The 17349-nt window shown below is 71.8% G+C and carries 16 protein-coding genes; 6 read left to right on the top strand and 10 right to left on the bottom strand.

Translation table 11 applies throughout. The features are described 5' to 3' along the window. Window positions 1-35: 35 nt before the first annotated feature. The 7 genes from ACFY0P_RS45885 to ACFY0P_RS45855 form a co-directional block, all read right to left on the bottom strand. A complete protein-coding gene (locus ACFY0P_RS45885; RefSeq protein WP_388928137.1) occupies window positions 36-326 on the bottom strand; it encodes a hypothetical protein in 291 nt (96 codons plus the stop codon). A gap of 10 nt (window positions 327-336) precedes the next feature. Beyond that, a complete protein-coding gene (locus tag ACFY0P_RS45880) occupies window positions 337-990 on the bottom strand; it encodes a TetR/AcrR family transcriptional regulator (protein ID WP_388928134.1) in 654 nt (217 codons plus the stop codon). 182 nt (window positions 991-1172) lie between these two features. Further along, complete coding sequence (locus tag ACFY0P_RS45875) at window positions 1173-2429, bottom strand: styrene monooxygenase/indole monooxygenase family protein (RefSeq protein ID WP_388928131.1); 1257 nt, start codon at window positions 2427-2429, stop codon at window positions 1173-1175. Window positions 2430-2471: 42 nt separating this feature from the next. Continuing rightward, entirely contained in the window at window positions 2472-3107 is a 636-nt protein-coding gene (locus tag ACFY0P_RS45870; RefSeq protein WP_388928128.1) for an ATP/GTP-binding protein, read from the bottom strand. Continuing rightward, window positions 3088-3510, bottom strand: coding sequence for a DUF742 domain-containing protein (locus tag ACFY0P_RS45865; RefSeq protein ID WP_388928125.1), 423 nt, complete (start codon window positions 3508-3510; stop codon window positions 3088-3090). The genes ACFY0P_RS45870 and ACFY0P_RS45865 overlap by 20 nt, the downstream gene beginning before the upstream one ends. Next, window positions 3507-4010 carry a roadblock/LC7 domain-containing protein gene (locus tag ACFY0P_RS45860; protein ID WP_388928123.1) on the bottom strand — a complete coding sequence of 168 codons (504 nt, stop codon included), beginning with the start codon at window positions 4008-4010 and terminating at the stop codon, window positions 3507-3509. Before ACFY0P_RS45860 ends, ACFY0P_RS45865 begins: the two co-directional genes overlap by 4 nt. Further along, window positions 4007-6889 carry a nitrate- and nitrite sensing domain-containing protein gene (locus ACFY0P_RS45855; protein ID WP_388928120.1) on the bottom strand — a complete coding sequence of 961 codons (2883 nt, stop codon included), beginning with the start codon at window positions 6887-6889 and terminating at the stop codon, window positions 4007-4009. Before ACFY0P_RS45855 ends, ACFY0P_RS45860 begins: the two co-directional genes overlap by 4 nt. A gap of 407 nt (window positions 6890-7296) precedes the next feature. On the opposite strand from ACFY0P_RS45855, the gene ACFY0P_RS45850 reads away from it, so the two are divergent. Then, window positions 7297-8085, top strand: a complete 789-nt coding sequence (locus ACFY0P_RS45850) for a protein phosphatase 2C domain-containing protein (RefSeq protein ID WP_388928117.1) — start codon at window positions 7297-7299, stop codon at window positions 8083-8085. A gap of 36 nt (window positions 8086-8121) precedes the next feature. Here ACFY0P_RS45850 and ACFY0P_RS45845 read toward each other — a convergent pair whose 3' ends face one another. Beyond that, window positions 8122-8613: a MarR family winged helix-turn-helix transcriptional regulator gene (locus tag ACFY0P_RS45845; protein WP_388928114.1), complete on the bottom strand. Its 492-nt coding sequence runs from the start codon at window positions 8611-8613 to the stop codon at window positions 8122-8124. Window positions 8614-8890: 277 nt separating this feature from the next. On the opposite strand from ACFY0P_RS45845, the gene ACFY0P_RS45840 reads away from it, so the two are divergent. Next, complete coding sequence (locus ACFY0P_RS45840; protein ID WP_388928111.1) at window positions 8891-9706, top strand: lysozyme; 816 nt, start codon at window positions 8891-8893, stop codon at window positions 9704-9706. A gap of 87 nt (window positions 9707-9793) precedes the next feature. On the opposite strand, the gene lon is transcribed toward ACFY0P_RS45840, so the two are convergent. Continuing rightward, window positions 9794-12214 (bottom strand): endopeptidase La, encoded by a 2421-nt coding sequence (gene lon / locus ACFY0P_RS45835; RefSeq protein WP_388928108.1) that lies wholly within the window; start codon window positions 12212-12214, stop codon window positions 9794-9796. 223 nt (window positions 12215-12437) lie between these two features. On the opposite strand from lon, the gene ACFY0P_RS45830 reads away from it, so the two are divergent. Beyond that, window positions 12438-13190, top strand: coding sequence for a GNAT family N-acetyltransferase (locus ACFY0P_RS45830; protein WP_388928237.1), 753 nt, complete (start codon window positions 12438-12440; stop codon window positions 13188-13190). 189 nt (window positions 13191-13379) lie between these two features. On the opposite strand, the gene ACFY0P_RS45825 is transcribed toward ACFY0P_RS45830, so the two are convergent. Beyond that, entirely contained in the window at window positions 13380-14171 is a 792-nt protein-coding gene (locus tag ACFY0P_RS45825; protein ID WP_388928106.1) for a rhomboid-like protein, read from the bottom strand. Window positions 14172-14425: 254 nt separating this feature from the next. Here ACFY0P_RS45825 and ACFY0P_RS45820 point away from each other — a divergent pair, with 254 nt between their 5' ends. The 3 genes from ACFY0P_RS45820 to ACFY0P_RS45810 all read left to right on the top strand — a co-directional run bounded on the left by ACFY0P_RS45820 (window position 14426) and on the right by ACFY0P_RS45810 (window position 17126). Continuing rightward, entirely contained in the window at window positions 14426-15169 is a 744-nt protein-coding gene (locus ACFY0P_RS45820) for a spermidine synthase (protein ID WP_388928103.1), read from the top strand. Between the two features lie 110 nt (window positions 15170-15279). Next, window positions 15280-16020 carry a response regulator transcription factor gene (locus ACFY0P_RS45815; RefSeq protein WP_089098810.1) on the top strand — a complete coding sequence of 247 codons (741 nt, stop codon included), beginning with the start codon at window positions 15280-15282 and terminating at the stop codon, window positions 16018-16020. Next, window positions 16017-17126 (top strand): ATP-binding protein, encoded by a 1110-nt coding sequence (locus ACFY0P_RS45810; protein ID WP_388928100.1) that lies wholly within the window; start codon window positions 16017-16019, stop codon window positions 17124-17126. The genes ACFY0P_RS45815 and ACFY0P_RS45810 overlap by 4 nt, the downstream gene beginning before the upstream one ends. Window positions 17127-17349 lie beyond the last annotated feature (223 nt).

Raw genomic sequence — 17349 nt, 5'->3', positions numbered from 1 at the left:
CCGCGCGGCGGGGTGCGCGATTCGGCGCAACCATGTCACCCGTCGGTGTCGCCCGCCTTCGACCACGGCCACTTCGGCTTGCCGCCACCCGCCCCGCCGCCCCTGCCCGTCGGGTCGTACTCGTACTTCCAGCCCTGGGACAGCCCGAGACGCTTGCTCTGCCCGCGCGGCACGCGACGGTAGACCAGGACGGTGGGCGGGCCGCCCGCCGGGTCCGGGACCGGGATGCGGTACGTCTTCGGGGGGTGGCCGGTCATGCCGAGCAGCACGGGCAGCACCCTCCCGTCCATGGGGCCGCCCTCGAAGGGGGTGTCCTGACTCTTCACGGCACCAGTTTCAGCCACCCGCCGCGAGGGCGTCGACGAGGGCGGCGGTCTGCGGGTCGCGGCGCGCGGTCACGCTGAGCACGGCGACGAACTGGTCCACCAGCCAGTCCCGCAGCTCGTCGACGGGCGGCTGCTTGTCCTCGTCGAGCCAGATGAGGGAGGCCGCCTCGACGGCGGTGATCCACATCCGGACGGTCATCCGCAGCCGGGGACCGGGGTCGGCGATGTCCAGGTGGCTGAGAATGTGCTGCGCGGCGGCCCGTCGCACGCCGTCCACGATCGCCGTCGTCCGCGAGGTCTCCACCACGCTGCCGCCCTGGAGCAGGGCGCTGAAACCGGCGTCGTGCTGGTCGACGAAGGCGAGGTAGCGGTCGAGGGCGCGGGCGAGCCGGGGCAGGAGGGGGCCCTCACGGGGCTCGTCGAAGCAGTGTTCGAGTTCCTCGGCGGCCGACCTGAGGGCGGCCTCGTAGAGCTGCTGCTTGCCGCCGGGGAAATAGCGGTACACGAGCGGGCGGGAGACCCCGGCCGCCTCCGCCACGTCGTCCAGCGACACCTCCTCCGGCGCGCGGTGCGCGAAGAGGGAGAGGGCCGCGTCGAGCAGCTGGCTGCGCCGCTCCTCGACGGACAGTCTGCGGTAGGCGGGGGTGGCGGCCTGGGGGGTCATGCGATCAGCGTATGCGGTGGGACGGGGGCGCCGCGACGGGCACCGGCCCGGGGCGGGTGCGGCGCCGTCGTGGCTGGTCGCGCAGTTCCCCGCGCCCCTTCGGGGGCGCACTGCAGCGCCCTTTCTTTTGGGGGCGCGGGGAACTGCGCGAGCAACCCCCACGCACCCGCGGCCGAAAGCGATCAGGCGTCCGCGGTCACCGAGGCCAGGTACGCCTCTGTCTTCTCCGGCTCGTAGAAGAAGTTCTCGAAGTCGGCCGGGTCGTTGAAGCCGTTGGCGAAACGGTTGGCCACCGGCGGGAGCTGGCCGGCCGCGCCGATCAGGTTGAGGATGTGCTCCGGCGGGGGCGCCAGCATGGCGTTCGTCCACTTGGTGACGTGCTGGGCCGTGTTCCAGTAGCGGTCGAACGTCTCCTGCATCCAGGTCTCGTCGAACTCCTTCTCACCCTGTTCGAGGATCGAGGCGAGGTAGGAGGCGGCGCACTTGGAGGCGGAGTTGGAGCCCTGGCCGGTGATCGGGTCGTTGGCGACGACGACGTCCGCGACACCGAGGACCAGACCGCCGCCGGGGAGGCGGCCGATCGGGTTGCGGACGGTGGGGGCGTAGCGGCCGGCGAGGGTGCCGCCGGCGTCGGTCAGTTCGACCTTGGTGGCCCGCGCGTACTCCCAGGGCGTGTACCGCTCCATGAGTTCCAGGGTCAGGGAGAGGTGCTCCGAGGGGTCCTTGACGCCGTTGAAGACGTCCAGCGGGCCGCCGGGTATGCCCTCCCAGAAGAGGATGTCGGCGGGGCCCGAGGTGGTCAGGGTCGGCATGACGAAGAGCTCGCCGACGCCGGGGACCAGGTTGCAGCGGACCGCGTAGTAGTCCGGGTGCTCGGGGCGGGGGCCGAGACCGTGGACGTAGGAGACGGCAAGCGCCCGCTGCGGCTCCGTGTAGGGGGAGCGCGAAGCGTCGCGGCCGAACATCTGGACCAGTTCGCCCTTGCCGGCCGAGACCAGCACCAGGTCGTAGGTGCGGGCGAAGTAGTCCAGGTCACCGACCGCCGCGCCGTGGATGACCAGCTGGCCGCCGCGCTGCGCGAAGGTCTCCATCCAGCCGGCCATCTTCACCCGCTGGTCGACCGACTGCGCGTACCCGTCGAGCTTGCCCACCCAGTCGATGGCGCGGACCGCGGGGCCCTCCGCCCAGGAGCCCGGGGCCGCGACCGAGACGCCGAGTCCTTCGATCTTCGGGGCCTGGGACTCCCAGAAGTTCAGCTGGAGATCGCGCTCGTGCTGCAGTGCCGTGTGGAACATGCACTGCGTCGACATGACCCGGCCGGAGCGGATCTCGTCCGCGGTCCGGTTCGACATCAGGGTGACCTCGTAGCCGTGCGACTGGAGGCCGAGGGCGAGCTGGAGACCGGCCTGGCCGGCCCCCACGACGAGTATCTTCCGCATGCGGTGGTGGCTCCTAAGGGTTCAGAAGATCTACCCGGGGTGCTACTCGGGGGTTTCGTCCAGCGCGTGGGCGACCAGGGACAGCAGTGTCTCGATGGCCGAGATCCGACGGCGGGCGTCCATGATCATTACAGGTATGCGCGGCGGGATCGTCAACGCCTCGCGCACGTCCTCGGGTTCGAAGCGCTCGCTGCCGTCGAAGTGGTTGACCGCGACGACGTACGGCAGCCCGCAGCTCTCGAAGTAGTCCAGCGCGGGGAAGCAGTCCTTCAGGCGCCGGGTGTCCGCGAGGACGACGGCGCCGATCGCACCGCGCACCAGGTCGTCCCACATGAACCAGAACCGCTGCTGGCCCGGCGTGCCGAACAGGTAGAGCACCAGGTCGTCGTCGAGCGTGATGCGGCCGAAGTCCATGGCCACGGTGGTGGTCAGCTTGCCGGGCGTGGCGGTGAGGTCGTCGGTCTCCTCGCTCGCCTCGGTCATCAGCGCCTCGGTCTGCAGGGGCGTGATCTCCGAGACGGCGGTGACCAGCGTGGTCTTGCCGACACCGAAACCGCCCGCCACGACTATCTTCGTCGCGATGGGGGCCCGGCTGCGGTCCGTCTGCCAGGACCGCGGCTGCTCCTCCTCGTCGAGGAGCGGGTCGACGCCGGTGGCGTCAGAGACGGCGTAGTCCACTCAGCACCCTTTCCAGCAGAGCGCGGTCCGGACGGCCGACGCCGTGTCCGGTACCGGTTCCGTACACACGGATCTTTCCCTGGTCCGCGAGGTCGCTGAGCAGGACCCGGACCACACCGAGCGGCATCTTCAGCAGCGCGGCGATCTCGGCCACCGTGCGCATGCGGCGGCACAGTTCGACGATGGCCTGCATCTCCGGCATCACCCGGGTGCTGAGGGAACCATTCGTCAGTTCCTTGCGCTCCTCCGGGGCCTCGAGCGCGGCCACGAAGGTCTCCACCAGGAGGACGTGACCGAAGCGGGTACGGCCACCGGTGAGCGAGTAGGGACGGACGCGGGCGGGTTTGCGGTCGCCGCCGCGTACCGGGAGGTTCTGCCTGCGGTTCTTCGGCGCGCCGTTCATCGGCCGCTCCTCGTCGCGTCGGCCTCTAGGGACTTGCGTAGCTCGGTGCGGAGTTCGGGGGTCAGGACGTGGCCGGCGCGGCCGACGAACAGTGCCATGTGATAGGCCACCACGCTCATGTCGCACTCCGCGCTGCCGTGCACGCCCAGCAGCGAGCCGTCGCTGATCGACATCACGAAGAGGCTGCCCTCGTCCATCGCGACCATCGTGTGCTTGACCGGGCCGAAGTCCATCAGCCTGGCGGCGCCCACGGTGAGGCTGCCGATGCCGGAGACGATGGTGGCGAGGTCGGCGGCGGAGCCGCGCGGGCCCGTCCGCTTCTCGTTCCTGGCCTCGCGGGCCTCCTCGTTCCGGACGGGGTCCGAGGAGAGCAGGAGCAGCCCGTCGGAGGAGACCACGGCGACCGACTGGATCCCGGGCACCTCCTCGATGAGGTTGCTCAGCAGCCAGTGCAGGTTGCGGGCTTCACTGCTCAGTCCGAAGGTACTGGGCGCGGTCAACTGCTTGCCTCCTCGACTGTGCCCCCCGTGGCTTCTTCGGATACGGCTGTTCCGGGTACGGCTCGTACGGTGCTCGGCACCTGGTTCTGGCCCGTCTGCTCGGCGATCTCCGCCTCGACGTCACGCCGTCCGGCGTCGGCGCCCCGGCGGAAGCCGCCGAGCCTGCGGCGGAGGGCGTCCGCGTCGACGCCGGTGCTGCGCTGGCGGGGCGGTGGGGCGGGAGCGGTGATCTTCGGCGTGCGCTTGGGGAGGCCCTTGCTGGTGACCTCGTCGTCGTCCGCCTCGGCGTCCCCCTGCGGGGCGTGCTCGCCGTCGGCGGCCGCGGGCCGCGGGCGGGCGTGCTCCTCGGCTTCGCCGAGGTCGTTCCCACTCGCACCACCCGTGCGGCTTTCGTGGTCGGGTGCGGGTGGCCCCAGTGGGGCGCGTTCGCCGTCGGCGGCCGCGGGCCACGGGCGGCTGGGAGCGCCGGCGTCGGCAGGATGCGCGCGCTCCCCGGCCGCGCCCGCACCCGCCTCCGGCTCCAGCGGGACCAGCAGCTCCATCGTCGTCTCGGCGAACGTCTCCGCCGGCGCCTTCGGACGGGCTGTCGGCTCGGGGTCCGCGGCCTTCGGCGGGGACGTCTGTTCGTGGGCGGGCTGTTCGTCCGCCTCCCGTACCGCCTTCTCCGCCAGCGTCACCAGCGGGTCGCCGGCCGTCGAGCGGCCGTACAGGACGTTGGAGTTGACCTCCGCGTCCGCGCCGGGGAGGGAGAAGGTGTGGGCGCCGGCCGAGGTCGTGGCCGAGGGGACCGCGGTCCGCGGGGGCTGGGCCAGCAGCGGCTGGGGCAGGACCACGACCGCCGCCACCCCGCCCTGCTTCTGCTCGCGGAGCTGGACGCGGACGCCGTGCCGGTGGGCGAGGCGGGCCACCACGTAGAGGCCGAGGCCGAGACCGTCCTCGCCCTCCTGGTCGTAGGGCGACTCGGGGTCGAACTCGGCGAGGCGGCCGTTGAGGCGGACCATGCGGTCGGCGGTCATCCCGATGCCCTCGTCCTGGACGGAGAGCATGACCTCGCCGCTCTCCAGCAGCCAGCCGGAGATCTCGACGGGGACGTCGGGCGGGGAGGACGCGGTGGCGTTCTCCATGAGTTCGGCGAGGAGGTGGGAGAGGTCGTCGGCGGCGAAGCCGGCCACGTGCGCGTGCGGGGGGAGGGAGGCGATCCGGACCCGCTCGTAGCGCTCGATCTCGCTGACCGCCGCCCGGACGACGTCCACCAGCGGGATCGGGCCCGCGTGCTGCTGGACGTGTTCGGTGCCGGCGAGGACCAGGAGGTTCTCGCTGTGGCGGCGCATGACCGTGGCGAAGTGGTCGAGCTTGAAGAGGGTCGACAGGCGGTCGGGGTCCTGTTCGCGCTCCTCCAGGGTCTCGATCACGGCGAGCTGACGCTCCACCAGGCCGAGCGTGCGCAGCGCGAGGTTGACGAAGGTGGAGCCGATGCTGGTGCGCAGCCGCTCCAGTTGGGCGGCGGCGTCGGTGACCTCGGCGCGCAGTTCCTCGCGGGCGTCGGCCATCTTCTGGCGCTGGCCGACCAGGTGCTTGCGGTCGGTCTCCAGGGTGGCGATGCGGTCGTAGAGCCCGGCGGCGTGCGCGTGCAGGGCGTTGACGGAGCGGACGACCTGGGCGAACTCGTCGTTGCGGCCGGTGAAGGCGACCGGTTCCTCGGTGCGCGGGTCCTCGGCCCCGGCGAGGCGGGCCGAGCCCCGGCGGAGCACGGAGAGCGGGCGGGTGAGGGTGCGGGCCATGGCCGTGGCGATGCCGACCGCGACCAGCATCAGGGCGCCGAGCACCGCGATGCGGATCTCCAGCGCGGTGACGTCGTCGTCGCGGAGCGCCGCGAGGTCCTTGGTGCGGTGGTCGTAGAGGGCCGACTCCACGCCCCGCATCAGGTCGACCCGGGCGGACAGCGCCGCGTCCAGCTTCTTGGTGCCGGTGCCGAGGTCGTCGTCGGAGAGGGTCGGCTGGTCGGTGAGGGCGGCCAGGTACTTGTCGGCGTCGTTGACGTCACCGCCGGTGACCGTGGAGTCGTACGAGTCGACCGCCGCCTTGGGCGCGGTGTCGCGGAAGTCGGCGAGGGCCGCGTCGGCGCGCAGCCTGGCCTGCTGGGCGGCGGCGGTGAGCGCGTCGCGCTGCTTCTTGTCCGCCTCGGAGGTGGTGGTGCTGGTGACGGGCAGACCGGTGAGCGGGCTGATCGTGGTCTGGGTGGTGCTGGGGATGTTCAGGGCGGCGAGGAGCAGGCCGCGGGCGGCGGCGGACTGCTGGACGGCGGAGTCCAGTTCGGCGAGGGCGTAGGCGCCGGAGCCGGCCCTGGGGGGCGTCTGCTCGGCCAGTTGCTCGGCGAGCCGGTGCAGTTCGGTGATGGTCTGCGAGTACGCCTGGTGCGCTTCGAGGGCCGTGCTCTTGCCGGTGAGGGCGGAGCGTCGGACGGCGGCGATGCCGTCGAGGTCGGTGCGCAGCCAGCCGGGCGCGTCGGTGTCCGCGCGCAGGTCCTCGACCTGGCGGTCGACGCGGGCGCTGCGGTCCTCGGAGGGCGCCTTGGACTTGGGCCGGCCGGCCGCGATGTAGGAGGTGACCTCGTCGCGTTCGTCGGCGAGGGAGTTGGCGAGGGCCAGCGCGTCCTGGGTGCGGCCGGACAGGGTCACCAGGTCCTGGGAGTCGCTCAGCTGCCCGGAGGCGGTGAGCAGGGCGGGCGTTCCGGCCCCCGCGATCGCCGCGGCGACCACGGCCACGGCCACGATCAGCCGGGTGCGGACGTGCTTGGGGCGGCCGGTGCCGACGGGGGCCGCGGCGCCCGTTTCGGAGGCCGTCTTCTTGCCTGTGCGCCGAGGCCGCGTCTTCTGCACCGGTGCTCGCATTCCTGAACTCGTGTACCCGTGGGGTTGGGTGGCACCCCGTCATGATCCCCGGCATTTCGGTGCCAAGTGGTGCACGCACCCGATGCGTGCGCCTGCGTATCGGTCCCCGACCCTCCCAGCGCCGGTGGGCAGTGGTCTCACATCACCCGACCCGCCACCCGAAGGAGTGAACATCGGAGGGGAGTTGGCGGGCAAGTTCCGGCGGACCATGCGGGTGCCTTTTCCGGCTGGCCGGTTGGACGCGGACGGCAGGCTTTGACAGGATTCGCCACCGCACCTTCCCGGAGGGCGTCATTCCACCCCAAAACAGGCGGCTGACCTGCGAGACCGCGTCAATTCCGGGGTCGTTGCCAGCCTTTGGTGAAGTCCGTGAAGGGGTCGTGCAGACTGGCCGAATGCATACTGAGGTCGTTTCGGAACCCGGTGCCCCCGACCGCCCCAACGAGGACTTCGCCGGTGTCGGACTTCCCGCCTCGGGGCAGGGGGGTTGCGTGATCGTCCTGGACGGAGTGACCCCGCCCCGGGACGGCACCGGGTGTCTGCATTCCGTCCACTGGTTCACCGCGCGGCTGGGCGGCGCACTGACCGAACTGACCGTTTCGCGAGGAGATCTGACGCTGCGGGAGATCCTCGAACAGGCGATCGCCCGCACAGCTGCGGCACATGGTGACACCTGTGACCTTTCTCACCCGCGTACCCCGCAGGCGACGGTCGTGCTGAGCCGCTGGTCCACGGAGACCGTGGAGTTCCTGGTCCTGTCCGACTCCGTGCTGCTCCTGAGGTCACCCGACGGCACGGTCACCCCGGTCCTGGACGACCGCCTCGACCGGGTGCCGCGCGCCTCGCTGGCCTCGGACGCGATCGCCGACGCCACGGTCCGCAACAAGGAGGGCGGCTTCTTCACGGCCGCCGCCGACCCCTCGGTGGCCGCCCGCGCGGTCACCGGGACCGTGCCCCTCGCCGAGGTCCGCGCGCTGGCCGCCCTCACGGACGGGGCGGCCCGCTGGGCGGAGAAGTTCCGCGAGGGCGACTGGACGGCCCTCCTGGACGTCGTGCGCAAGGAGGGTGCGCGGGCGCTGGTCGGCCGGGTGCGGGAGCTGGAGGCGGCCGACCGGGAGGAGCGGGTGTTCCTGCGGCGGAGCAAGACGCACGACGACGCGACGGTGGTGTACGTCGAGCTGTGAGCCCCCCCCCCCCCGGGGGGGGCGGCCCGGTGGCGGCTACTTCTCCATGACGCCGTTCAACTGGTTCAGCAGCCGGGCCAGTTCCGCGACCTCGGTGCGGTCCCAGTGGGCGAGCTGGCGGACGTAGCGGCCCCGGCGGGCCTCGCGGACCGTGCCGACCCGGCGCCGGCCCTCGTCGGTGAGGGCGACCAGCCAGGCCCGTCCGTCGGCCGGGTCGGGCTCCCGGGCGATCAGGCCGAGCTCCTCCAGAGCGCGCAGCTGGCGGGACATGGTGGCCTTGCCGACGCCGATGTACGCGGCCAGTTCGGTGGCGCGCTGGCCGCCGCACTCGTCGAGCCGTACGAGCAGTCCGTACGCGGCGGACTCCAGGTCGGGGTGGACCTCCCGGGCCATCTCGCCCTGGCTGGCCCGGGCGCGGCGCAGCAGCACCGTCAACTCGCGTTCCAGGGCCAGGAACTCCCGGTCCGCACCACTCGGCGTCGACCCGGTGGCGGCGCGCTGTTCGTCGCCCTTTTCGTCCTCGTGCACGTCAGCACCCCTGATCGGTTTCGCAGTCCTGAAAGTTTCCGTCAAGCCCCGTCATCGCCGCAGCTCGCCAAGTATTCCGCAGGCGTAGACCAACGGCAGCCTCCGGACCCCCTTCCCCCGGGGTCCGGCCCGTGCGTAGCGTCTGCACCCAGGCAATCGCTGGCATGCCCACGCCATTGAGTCGCGTCGTGCCGTGTGACACTGCGTCGTGTCGCGCCGCGCGGACCGACCGCCTCTGGCATACCTGGGACCTCACCTCACCCCACGGAGGCACGTCATGCCCGTGCACAGACCCGCCCCCACACTCCTGACCGGCCTGCTGGTGCTGCTGCTCGCGGCGCTCGCCCCGGTCCCCGCCCACGCCGACGCGTCCGGCCCGGCCGTCCCGGCCCGCGGCTCGGCCTACATGGGCATCGGCGTCCTGGCCCACGACGGCCGGAGCGGCACGCCCAAGACCGACCTCGTCACCCAGACCGAGGGCGTCGACGTCGCCAGCTACCAGGGCGACGTCTCCTGGTCGACCCTGCTCGGCAGCGGGGTCAGATGGGCGTACTCCAAGGCGACGGAAGGCACGTCCTACACGAACCCCTACTTCGCCAAGCAGTACAACGGCTCCTACGACGTCGGCATGATCCGCGGCGCCTACCATTTCGCGACCCCGGACACCGCGGGCGGCGCCGCCCAGGCCGACTACTTCGTCGACCACGGCGGCGGCTGGTCCCGGGACGGCCGGACCCTTCCCGGCGTCCTCGACATCGAGTGGAACCCGTACGGCGCAGCGTGCTACGGCAAATCCAAGAGCGGGATGGTCACCTGGATCACCGACTTCCTGAACAGGTACAAGGCCCGCACCGGCCGTGCCGCCGTCATCTACACGGCGACCAGCTGGTGGACCGACTGCACCGGCAACTACGGCGGTTTCGCCACCGCCAACCCGCTGTGGATCGCCCGGTACGCCTCGGAGGTGGGCACGCTGCCGGCCGGCTGGTCGACGTACACGATGTGGCAGTACACGTCGACCGGACCGTCGGTCGGGGACCACGACAAGTTCAACGGGGCCGTCGACCGGGTGGTCGCACTCGCCAACGGGTAGACGGCGCCGCGGACGGACGACGCCGCACCGGGCGAAGGCCCGGGCCCCCTCGCGGGGACCCGGGCCTTCTGCATCCGGCAGCGTCCGTCACGCCGCTACCGGAACCTCCGGCACCGCGCCGTTCGTGGCGGGCGCGAGCGCCAGCTCCAGGACCTGGCGGACGTCGGTCACGGCGTGGACGTCGAGCTTGTCCAGCACCTCGGCCGGGACGTCGTCCAGGTCGGCCTCGTTGCGCTTGGGGATGATGACGGTCGTCACTCCGGCGCGCTGGGCGGCGAGCAGCTTCTGCTTCACGCCGCCGATCGGCAGCACCCGGCCGGTCAGCGAGACCTCGCCGGTCATCGCCACGTCCGTGCGGACCAGCCGCCCGGAGAGCAGCGACGCGAGGGCCGTCGTCATCGTGATGCCGGCGCTCGGGCCGTCCTTCGGGACCGCGCCCGCCGGGAAGTGGATGTGCACACCCCGGTCCTTCAGGTCGCCGACCGGGAGTTCCAGTTCGGCGCCGTGCGAACGGAGGAAGGACAGCGCGATCTGCGCCGACTCCTTCATCACGTCGCCCAGCTGACCGGTGAGGGTCAGACCCGCCGCGCCCGTCTCCGGGTCGGCCAGCGACGCCTCGACGAAGAGGACGTCGCCGCCGGCGCCGGTGACCGCGAGGCCCGTCGCCACACCCGGGACCGCCGTGCGGCGCTCGGCCGGGTCCTGGGCGGACTCGGGCACGTGGTGCGGCCGGCCGATCAGGGCGCGCAGGTCCTCGTCCCTGATCGTGAAGGGCAGCTCCCGCTGGCCCAGCTCGTGCTGGGCCGCCACCTTGCGGAGCAGCCGGGCGATCGAGCGCTCCAGGGTGCGGACGCCCGCCTCGCGGGTGTACTCGCCGGCGAGCTTGCGCAGCGCGCTCTCGTCGAGGACCACCTCGTCCTTGGCGAGCCCCGCCCGCTCCAGCTGGCGCGGGAGCAGGTGGTCACGGGCGATGACGACCTTCTCGTCCTCGGTGTAGCCGTCCAGGCGGACCAGCTCCATACGGTCGAGCAGGGCCTCCGGGATGGCCTCCAGGACGTTGGCGGTGGCGAGGAAGACGACGTCGGACAGGTCGAGTTCGACTTCCAGGTAGTGGTCGCGGAAGGTGTGGTTCTGCGCCGGGTCCAGGACCTCCAGGAGGGCGGCCGCGGGGTCGCCGCGGAAGTCGGAGCCCACCTTGTCGATCTCGTCGAGGAGGACGACCGGGTTCATCGAACCGGCCTCCTTGACGGCACGGACGATCCGGCCGGGCAGCGCGCCGACGTACGTACGGCGGTGACCGCGGATCTCGGCCTCGTCCCGGACGCCGCCGAGGGCCACCCGGACGAACTTGCGGCCCATCGCGTGCGCGACCGACTCACCGAGCGAGGTCTTGCCGACACCGGGCGGTCCGACGAGGGCCAGCACGGCACCGCCGCGCCGCCCGCCGATCACGCCGAGGCCCCGGTCGCTACGGCGCTTGCGCACCGCCAGGTACTCGGTGATCCGCTCCTTCACGTCCTCCAGACCGGCGTGCTCGGCGTCCAGGACCGCCTTGGCGCCCTGGATGTCGTACTGGTCCTCGGTCCGCTCGTTCCACGGCAGTTCGAGCACCGTGTCCAGCCAGGTGCGGATCCACGAGCCCTCGGGCGACTGGTCGCTGGACCGCTCCAGCTTGTCGACCTCCTTGAGGGCGGCCTCGCGGACCTTCTCCGGCAGGTCGGCGGCCTCCACGCGGGCGCGGTAGTCGTCGGACTCCTCGCCGTCCTTGGCGGCGTCGCCGTTCAGCTCGCGCAGTTCCTTGCGGACCGCCTCCAGCTGACGGCGGAGCAGGAACTCGCGCTGCTGCTTGTCGACGCCCTCCTGGACGTCCTTGGCGATGGTCTCGGCCACGTCCTGCTCGGCGAGGTGGTCGCGGAGCTGCTGGGTGGCCAGCTTCAGGCGGGCGACCGCGTCCACGGTCTCCAGGAGTTCGATCTTCTGTTCGGTGGTCAGGAAGGGCGAGTAGCCGGAGTTGTCGGCGAGCTGGGAGACGTCGTCGATGGCCTGCACCCGGTCCACGACCTGCCAGGCGCCGCGCTTGCGCAGCCAGGCGGTGGCGAGGGCCTTGTACTCCTTGACCAGTTCGGTGACATGACCGGGCACCGGGTCCGGGACGTTCTCGTCGATGCGGGTGCCCTCCACCCACAGGGCGGCACCCGGGCCGGTGGTGCCGGCGCCGATGCGCACCCGGTAGCGGCCGCGGATCAGCGCGCCCGGGTCGCCGTCGGCCAGGCGGCCGACCTGCTCCACCGTGCCGAGCACACCGGTGCCCGGGTAGGTCCCGTCGACCCGCGGCACCAGCAGCACCTTGGGCTTGCCGGGCTCGGTACGGGCGGCGGCCTGCGCGGCCTCCACGGCGGCGCGTACATCAGGGTCCTTCAGGTCCAGCGGGACCACCATCCCGGGCAGCACAACCTCGCCGTCGAGCGGCAGCACAGGGAGGCTGAGTGATGCGGACGTCGAAGCCATGATCTCCCCTTCGGCAGTCAACTTGAGCTATGCCGACTCAATGTTTGCAAGCCCAGAAATGTTCCCATGCATATGTTCGCTCTGAGCGATCGACTGCCGACCTGGCCGAACACGGTCCCACGCCCGTAAAAACAGTTCATCGGCGCGGGCTCATTCCCCGTACGGTCAGCCGGTGACCGACACCGACAGCACCGCGGCCCTGCTGGCCGCCTACGACGCCCAGATGCGCGCCGTCCAGCCCGTCCCCGCCCCCGGGATCACCTACGAGCACGACGGCCCCGTCCTCCGGGTGGTGGGCCAGCACCGCGGCTTCGTGACCGGGCCGCGCGACTGGGGTGGTGTGCGCGGCCCCGAACTGGACGCGCTGATCGCCCGGCAGCGGGACTTCTTCGCGGCGCGCGGCGAGGCGGTCGAGTGGAAGACGCGCGGGCACGACGACCCGGCGGACCTCCCCGACCGGCTGCGCACGGCGGGCTTCGTGCCCGAACCGCCGGAGACGGTCGTGATCGCCCTGGTCGAGGACCTGGCCGTGGCCGCACCCGCGCTGCCCCCGGGCGTCACACTGCGCCGGGTCACCGCCGACGCGGACCTGGACCGGATCGCCGCGCTGGAGACGGCGGTATGGGGCGCGGACATGGCGTGGATCGCCGGGCACCTGAGAGGCCGGCTCGCGGTCGCCCCGGACGACAACGAGATCTACGTCGCCGAGGCGGCCGGGGAGGTCGTCTCGGCGGCCTGGGTGGCCTTCCGGCCCGGTACGGACTTCGCCATGCTGCTGGGGGGCTCCACGCTGGCCGAGTGGCGCGGCAAGGGCGTCTACCGGGCGCTGGTGGCCCTCCGGGCGACCCGCGCGGCGGCCAGGAACGCCCCCTACCTCCTCGTGGAGGCCTCGGCCGACAGCGCCCCGATCCTCAGACGCCTGGGCTTCAGGACGCTCACGACAACGACCCCGTACGTCTGGACCCCGGCCGACTGAAACGCGCCCCACAGGGGCGCTGGGGGTACCCCCGGCCGAAGGCTGGGGGAGGAACTGCGCGACCAGCCACAACGACGCGGCACCCGGCAATCACCAACCGCCTGCACGGCGCCAAGGCCGAGCAGGAAGCGGCCCTCGGGATACCGGAGTTGGCGAAGGGGCTGGCGGCGGCGCGGGGCGCCTGAGCGCTCAGGGAGCGACAGGGACGGCGTCGGCGAGGCCCTGGACCCGCTCCCGCCGCCAGCGCCTCACCACCGGCCAGAGCCCGGTGCCGATGCCCAGCGAGATCAGGTGGCCCCAGTTGGTCATCGGGTCCTGGAAGGCGATCAGGTCGGTGACGAGGCTGTAGCCGACCAGGGCGAGCAGCGGCCAGCGCAGCCAGGGGGCGAGGAGGCCGGAGAGCGCGCCGATGCTGGCGGCCACCCCGAAGCTGATGCCGTAGTCGAGGCGGTGCAGCGAGGTGCCGGGAAGGTGGCCGACCAGGACCGCGAGGCCGACCGGCACCTCGGTCGCGAGGGTGGCCAGGACATGGCCGGTCAGGAAGACGAGGATCGCGCGGGCACCGCCTATCCGCCGCTCCAGTGCGGTCAGGACGAGCACGAAGGCCAGCGCGTACGGCGACAGCAGCCCGCCCGCGATCCACAGCGCGCTGGCCAGCAGGACGAAGACCGGGGTGCGCAGCAGGTGGGCGACGTCGGTGCTGGAGTCCTGGTAGACCGCGTACCGGAGACCGGGGCTCGCATACGTCGCGAAGAGCGAGGTGAGGGCCAGGACCGCCGTGTAGGTGAAGGTGACCGGGGTGCCGGTGGGGGTGGGGAGGAGCCGCCAGGGGTGCAGCCGGAGGGTGGTGCGCGGGATCCTCGGGGCGGGCGCCGCGAGCGGGCCGCGCTGACGGGGCACGCCGTCGAGGAGGGCGGCGACGTCCCCGGCAGGAAGGGGCTCGGGCGTGGGCGTCGATGCGGGCCTCGCGGTCCGTTCCACGGTGAGGCGCTCCTTCCGTTTCACCCCACCCTTCGCCGTCCGACGAGCCGGTGTCTATGACCGGCGCCACCCAGGGGACTATTCAAAGGATTTTCTGAAGAACCAAGAGGGGTCAGGAGGAACCATACGAGCCGCTCACCGTCACCCGCGGGCGCGAAGCGCCGGACGGCCCCTCGAACGGGTGACAGCCGTGCGGCTGCCGCACACCCGTAATTCGCGTGGCCCCAAAGCACTGTTGGGGCAGGATGGCGGCCATGACCGCCTCGGCCTCCCCCACCTCACCGCATGTCGGTTCCCTTGGCTCCCCCGGGCCCTCCGGCGCCCCCGGCCCTTCGGATTCACCGGTGGTCCTGGACCGGCGCGACGGGCCGTACGGCGAGGTGGTGCTGCGCAGACACGGCGAGCTCCTGCAGATCATCGCCAACGGCTGCTTCCTGATGGACACCTCCGACGGACGCTCGGAACGTTTGCTGGTGGACGCCGCGTACCAGGCGCTGGACGGGCGGAGCGAGCCGGCGGTGCTGATCGGCGGGCTGGGCGTCGGGTTCTCGCTCGCCCATGCCGCACAGGACTCCCGGTGGGGACGGATCACGGTGGTGGAGCGGGAGGCGGCGGTCGTCGACTGGCACCGGGACGGTCCGCTCTCCGCGCTGTCCGCCCGCGCGTTCGCCGATCCGCGCACGGTGATCGTCGAGAGTGATCTCATCACTTACGTCAATGAGACATCGGACACGTTCGACGCGCTGTGCCTGGACATCGACAACGGCCCCGGCTGGACCGTCGACGAGGGCAACGAGGGACTCTACTCACCGGCCGGACTCGCAGGCTGCGCAAGGGTGTTGAGGCCGGGCGGGGTACTGGCCGTGTGGTCGGCGCAGCCCTCTGCGGAATTCGAGGGAACCTTGTGGAATGCCGGTTTCCAACGGGTGCGTACCGAAGAGATCCCGGTTGCCCGGGGCGTTCCGGACGTCGTTCACCTTGCCGTCCGCCCTGGATAGCGAGTGCGCCTCCTGTCCCCGTAATGTGCATCCCTGACGCCGATCATTCAAGCGTCAATCGCAGTCATGGGATCACCCCACTGGTTCCGGAAAGCACACAGGGGCGGGCGATGGAGCAGACACACACCTCCCACAACGGCACGGCGACGGCCACTCCGGGCGCTCAGCGCCGGGTTCTGGTCGTCGAGGACGACCCGACGATCGTCGACGCCATCGCGGCCCGCCTGCGCGCCGAGGGGTTCCTCGTGCAAACAGCGGGCGACGGTCCGGCCGCCGTCGACACCGCCGAGGCCTGGCAGCCCGACCTGCTGATCCTCGACATCATGCTGCCCGGCTTCGACGGTCTGGAGGTCTGCCGGCGCGTGCAGGCCGCCCGGCCGGTGCCGGTGCTGATGCTCACCGCGCGGGACGACGAGACCGACATGCTGGTCGGCCTCGGGGTCGGCGCCGACGACTACATGACCAAGCCGTTCTCCATGCGGGAGCTGGCGGCACGTGTGCACGTGCTGCTGCGCCGGGTGGAGCGGGCGGCCATCGCGGCCTCCACGCCCCGCTCGGGCATCCTGCGCCTCGGCGAGCTGGAGATCGACCACGCGCAGCGCCGGGTCCGGGTGCGCAGCGAGGACGTGCACCTCACCCCCACCGAGTTCGACCTCCTCGTGTGCCTGGCGAACACCCCGCGCGCGGTGCTCTCCCGTGAGCAGCTGCTCGCCGAGGTGTGGGACTGGGCGGACGCCTCCGGCACCCGCACGGTCGACAGCCACATCAAGGCGCTGCGCCGGAAGATCGGCGCCGAGCGGATCCGCACCGTGCACGGTGTGGGCTACGCGCTGGAGACACCGACGCCATGAGCGGCGGGCCGGTCGGACCGAGAGGCCCCGGGGAGGAGCCCTGGGGCGGCGTACGCCCGTTCTCGATCAAGACCAAGCTGGGCGCGCTGGTCGTCGTCTCGGTCCTGATCACCACCGGTCTGTCGATCGTCGCGGTGCACACCAAGACGGAGCTGCGCTTCATCACGGTCTTCTCGATGATCGCCACACTGCTGATAACGCAGTTCGTGGCGCATTCGCTCACCGCGCCGCTGGACGACATGAACGCGGTGGCCCGGTCGATATCGCAGGGCGACTACACGCGCCGGGTGCGCGAGAACCGCCGGGACGAGCTGGGCGACCTGGCCGAGACGATCAACGTCATGGCCGACGAGCTGGAGGCCCAGGACCGCCAGCGCAAGGAGCTGGTCGCGAACGTCTCGCACGAGCTGCGCACACCCATCGCGGGACTGCGGGCCGTCCTGGAGAACGTCGTCGACGGGATCGCCGAGCCGGACACCGAGACGATGCGCACGGCCCTGAAGCAGACCGAGCGCCTCGGACGGCTCGTGGAGACCCTCCTGGACCTGTCCCGGCTCGACAACGGCGTCGTACCCCTGCGGCAGCGCCGCTTCGAGGTGTGGCCGTACCTCTCCGGTGTGCTCAAGGAGGCCAACATGGTCGCCGGGGCGCGCGGGGGCATGACCTCGGGCTCCGGGAACCACACGCGTACGGACGTCCATCTGCACCTCGACGTCTCGCCGCCCGAGCTGACCGCGCACGCCGACCCGGAGCGCATCCACCAGGTCGTGGCCAACCTCATCGACAACGCGGTCAAGCACAGCCCGGCGCACGGCCGGGTGACCGTGAAGGCGCGGCGCGGGCCGCAGCCGGAGTCGCTGGAGCTGGAGGTCCTGGACGAGGGCCCCGGCATCCCGCGCTCGGAGTGGCACCGCGTCTTCGAGCGCTTCAACCGCGGCGCCGTACGGCGGCCGCACGGCCCGGGCAGCGACGGCGGCACCGGGCTGGGCCTGGCGATCGCCCGGTGGGCGGTGGATCTGCACGGCGGCCGGATCGGCGTGGCCGAATCCGATCGGGGTTGCAGGATTATCGTCACTCTCCCGGGGCTTTCATCCGTGCCAAGTTGACGTAAAGTTCGATCCGGAGCCTCAAGATCCACCTGTCGCCGGCCCGGCCGTCCGCGCAGCCGGACACGTGTGATCAGGCGCGGCCTCCGCGCAGGTCGCGCAGGGGTTCGGTGCGAGGTGATCGCCGGCGCGGCGGAGCCATGCCTGGTTCGGTCCTTTCGCAGCGCAACTACGCTTGTTTCCCGCCATATCAAGCCCTGAAACACAGTTTTCGATGTGACTT

This window comes from Streptomyces sp. NPDC001714 (assembly GCF_042892755.1).
Taxonomy (GTDB): domain Bacteria; phylum Actinomycetota; class Actinomycetes; order Streptomycetales; family Streptomycetaceae; genus Streptomyces.
The sequence above is the reverse complement of the archived record's forward strand: the minus strand, read 5'-3'. Positions and strand labels throughout refer to the sequence as shown.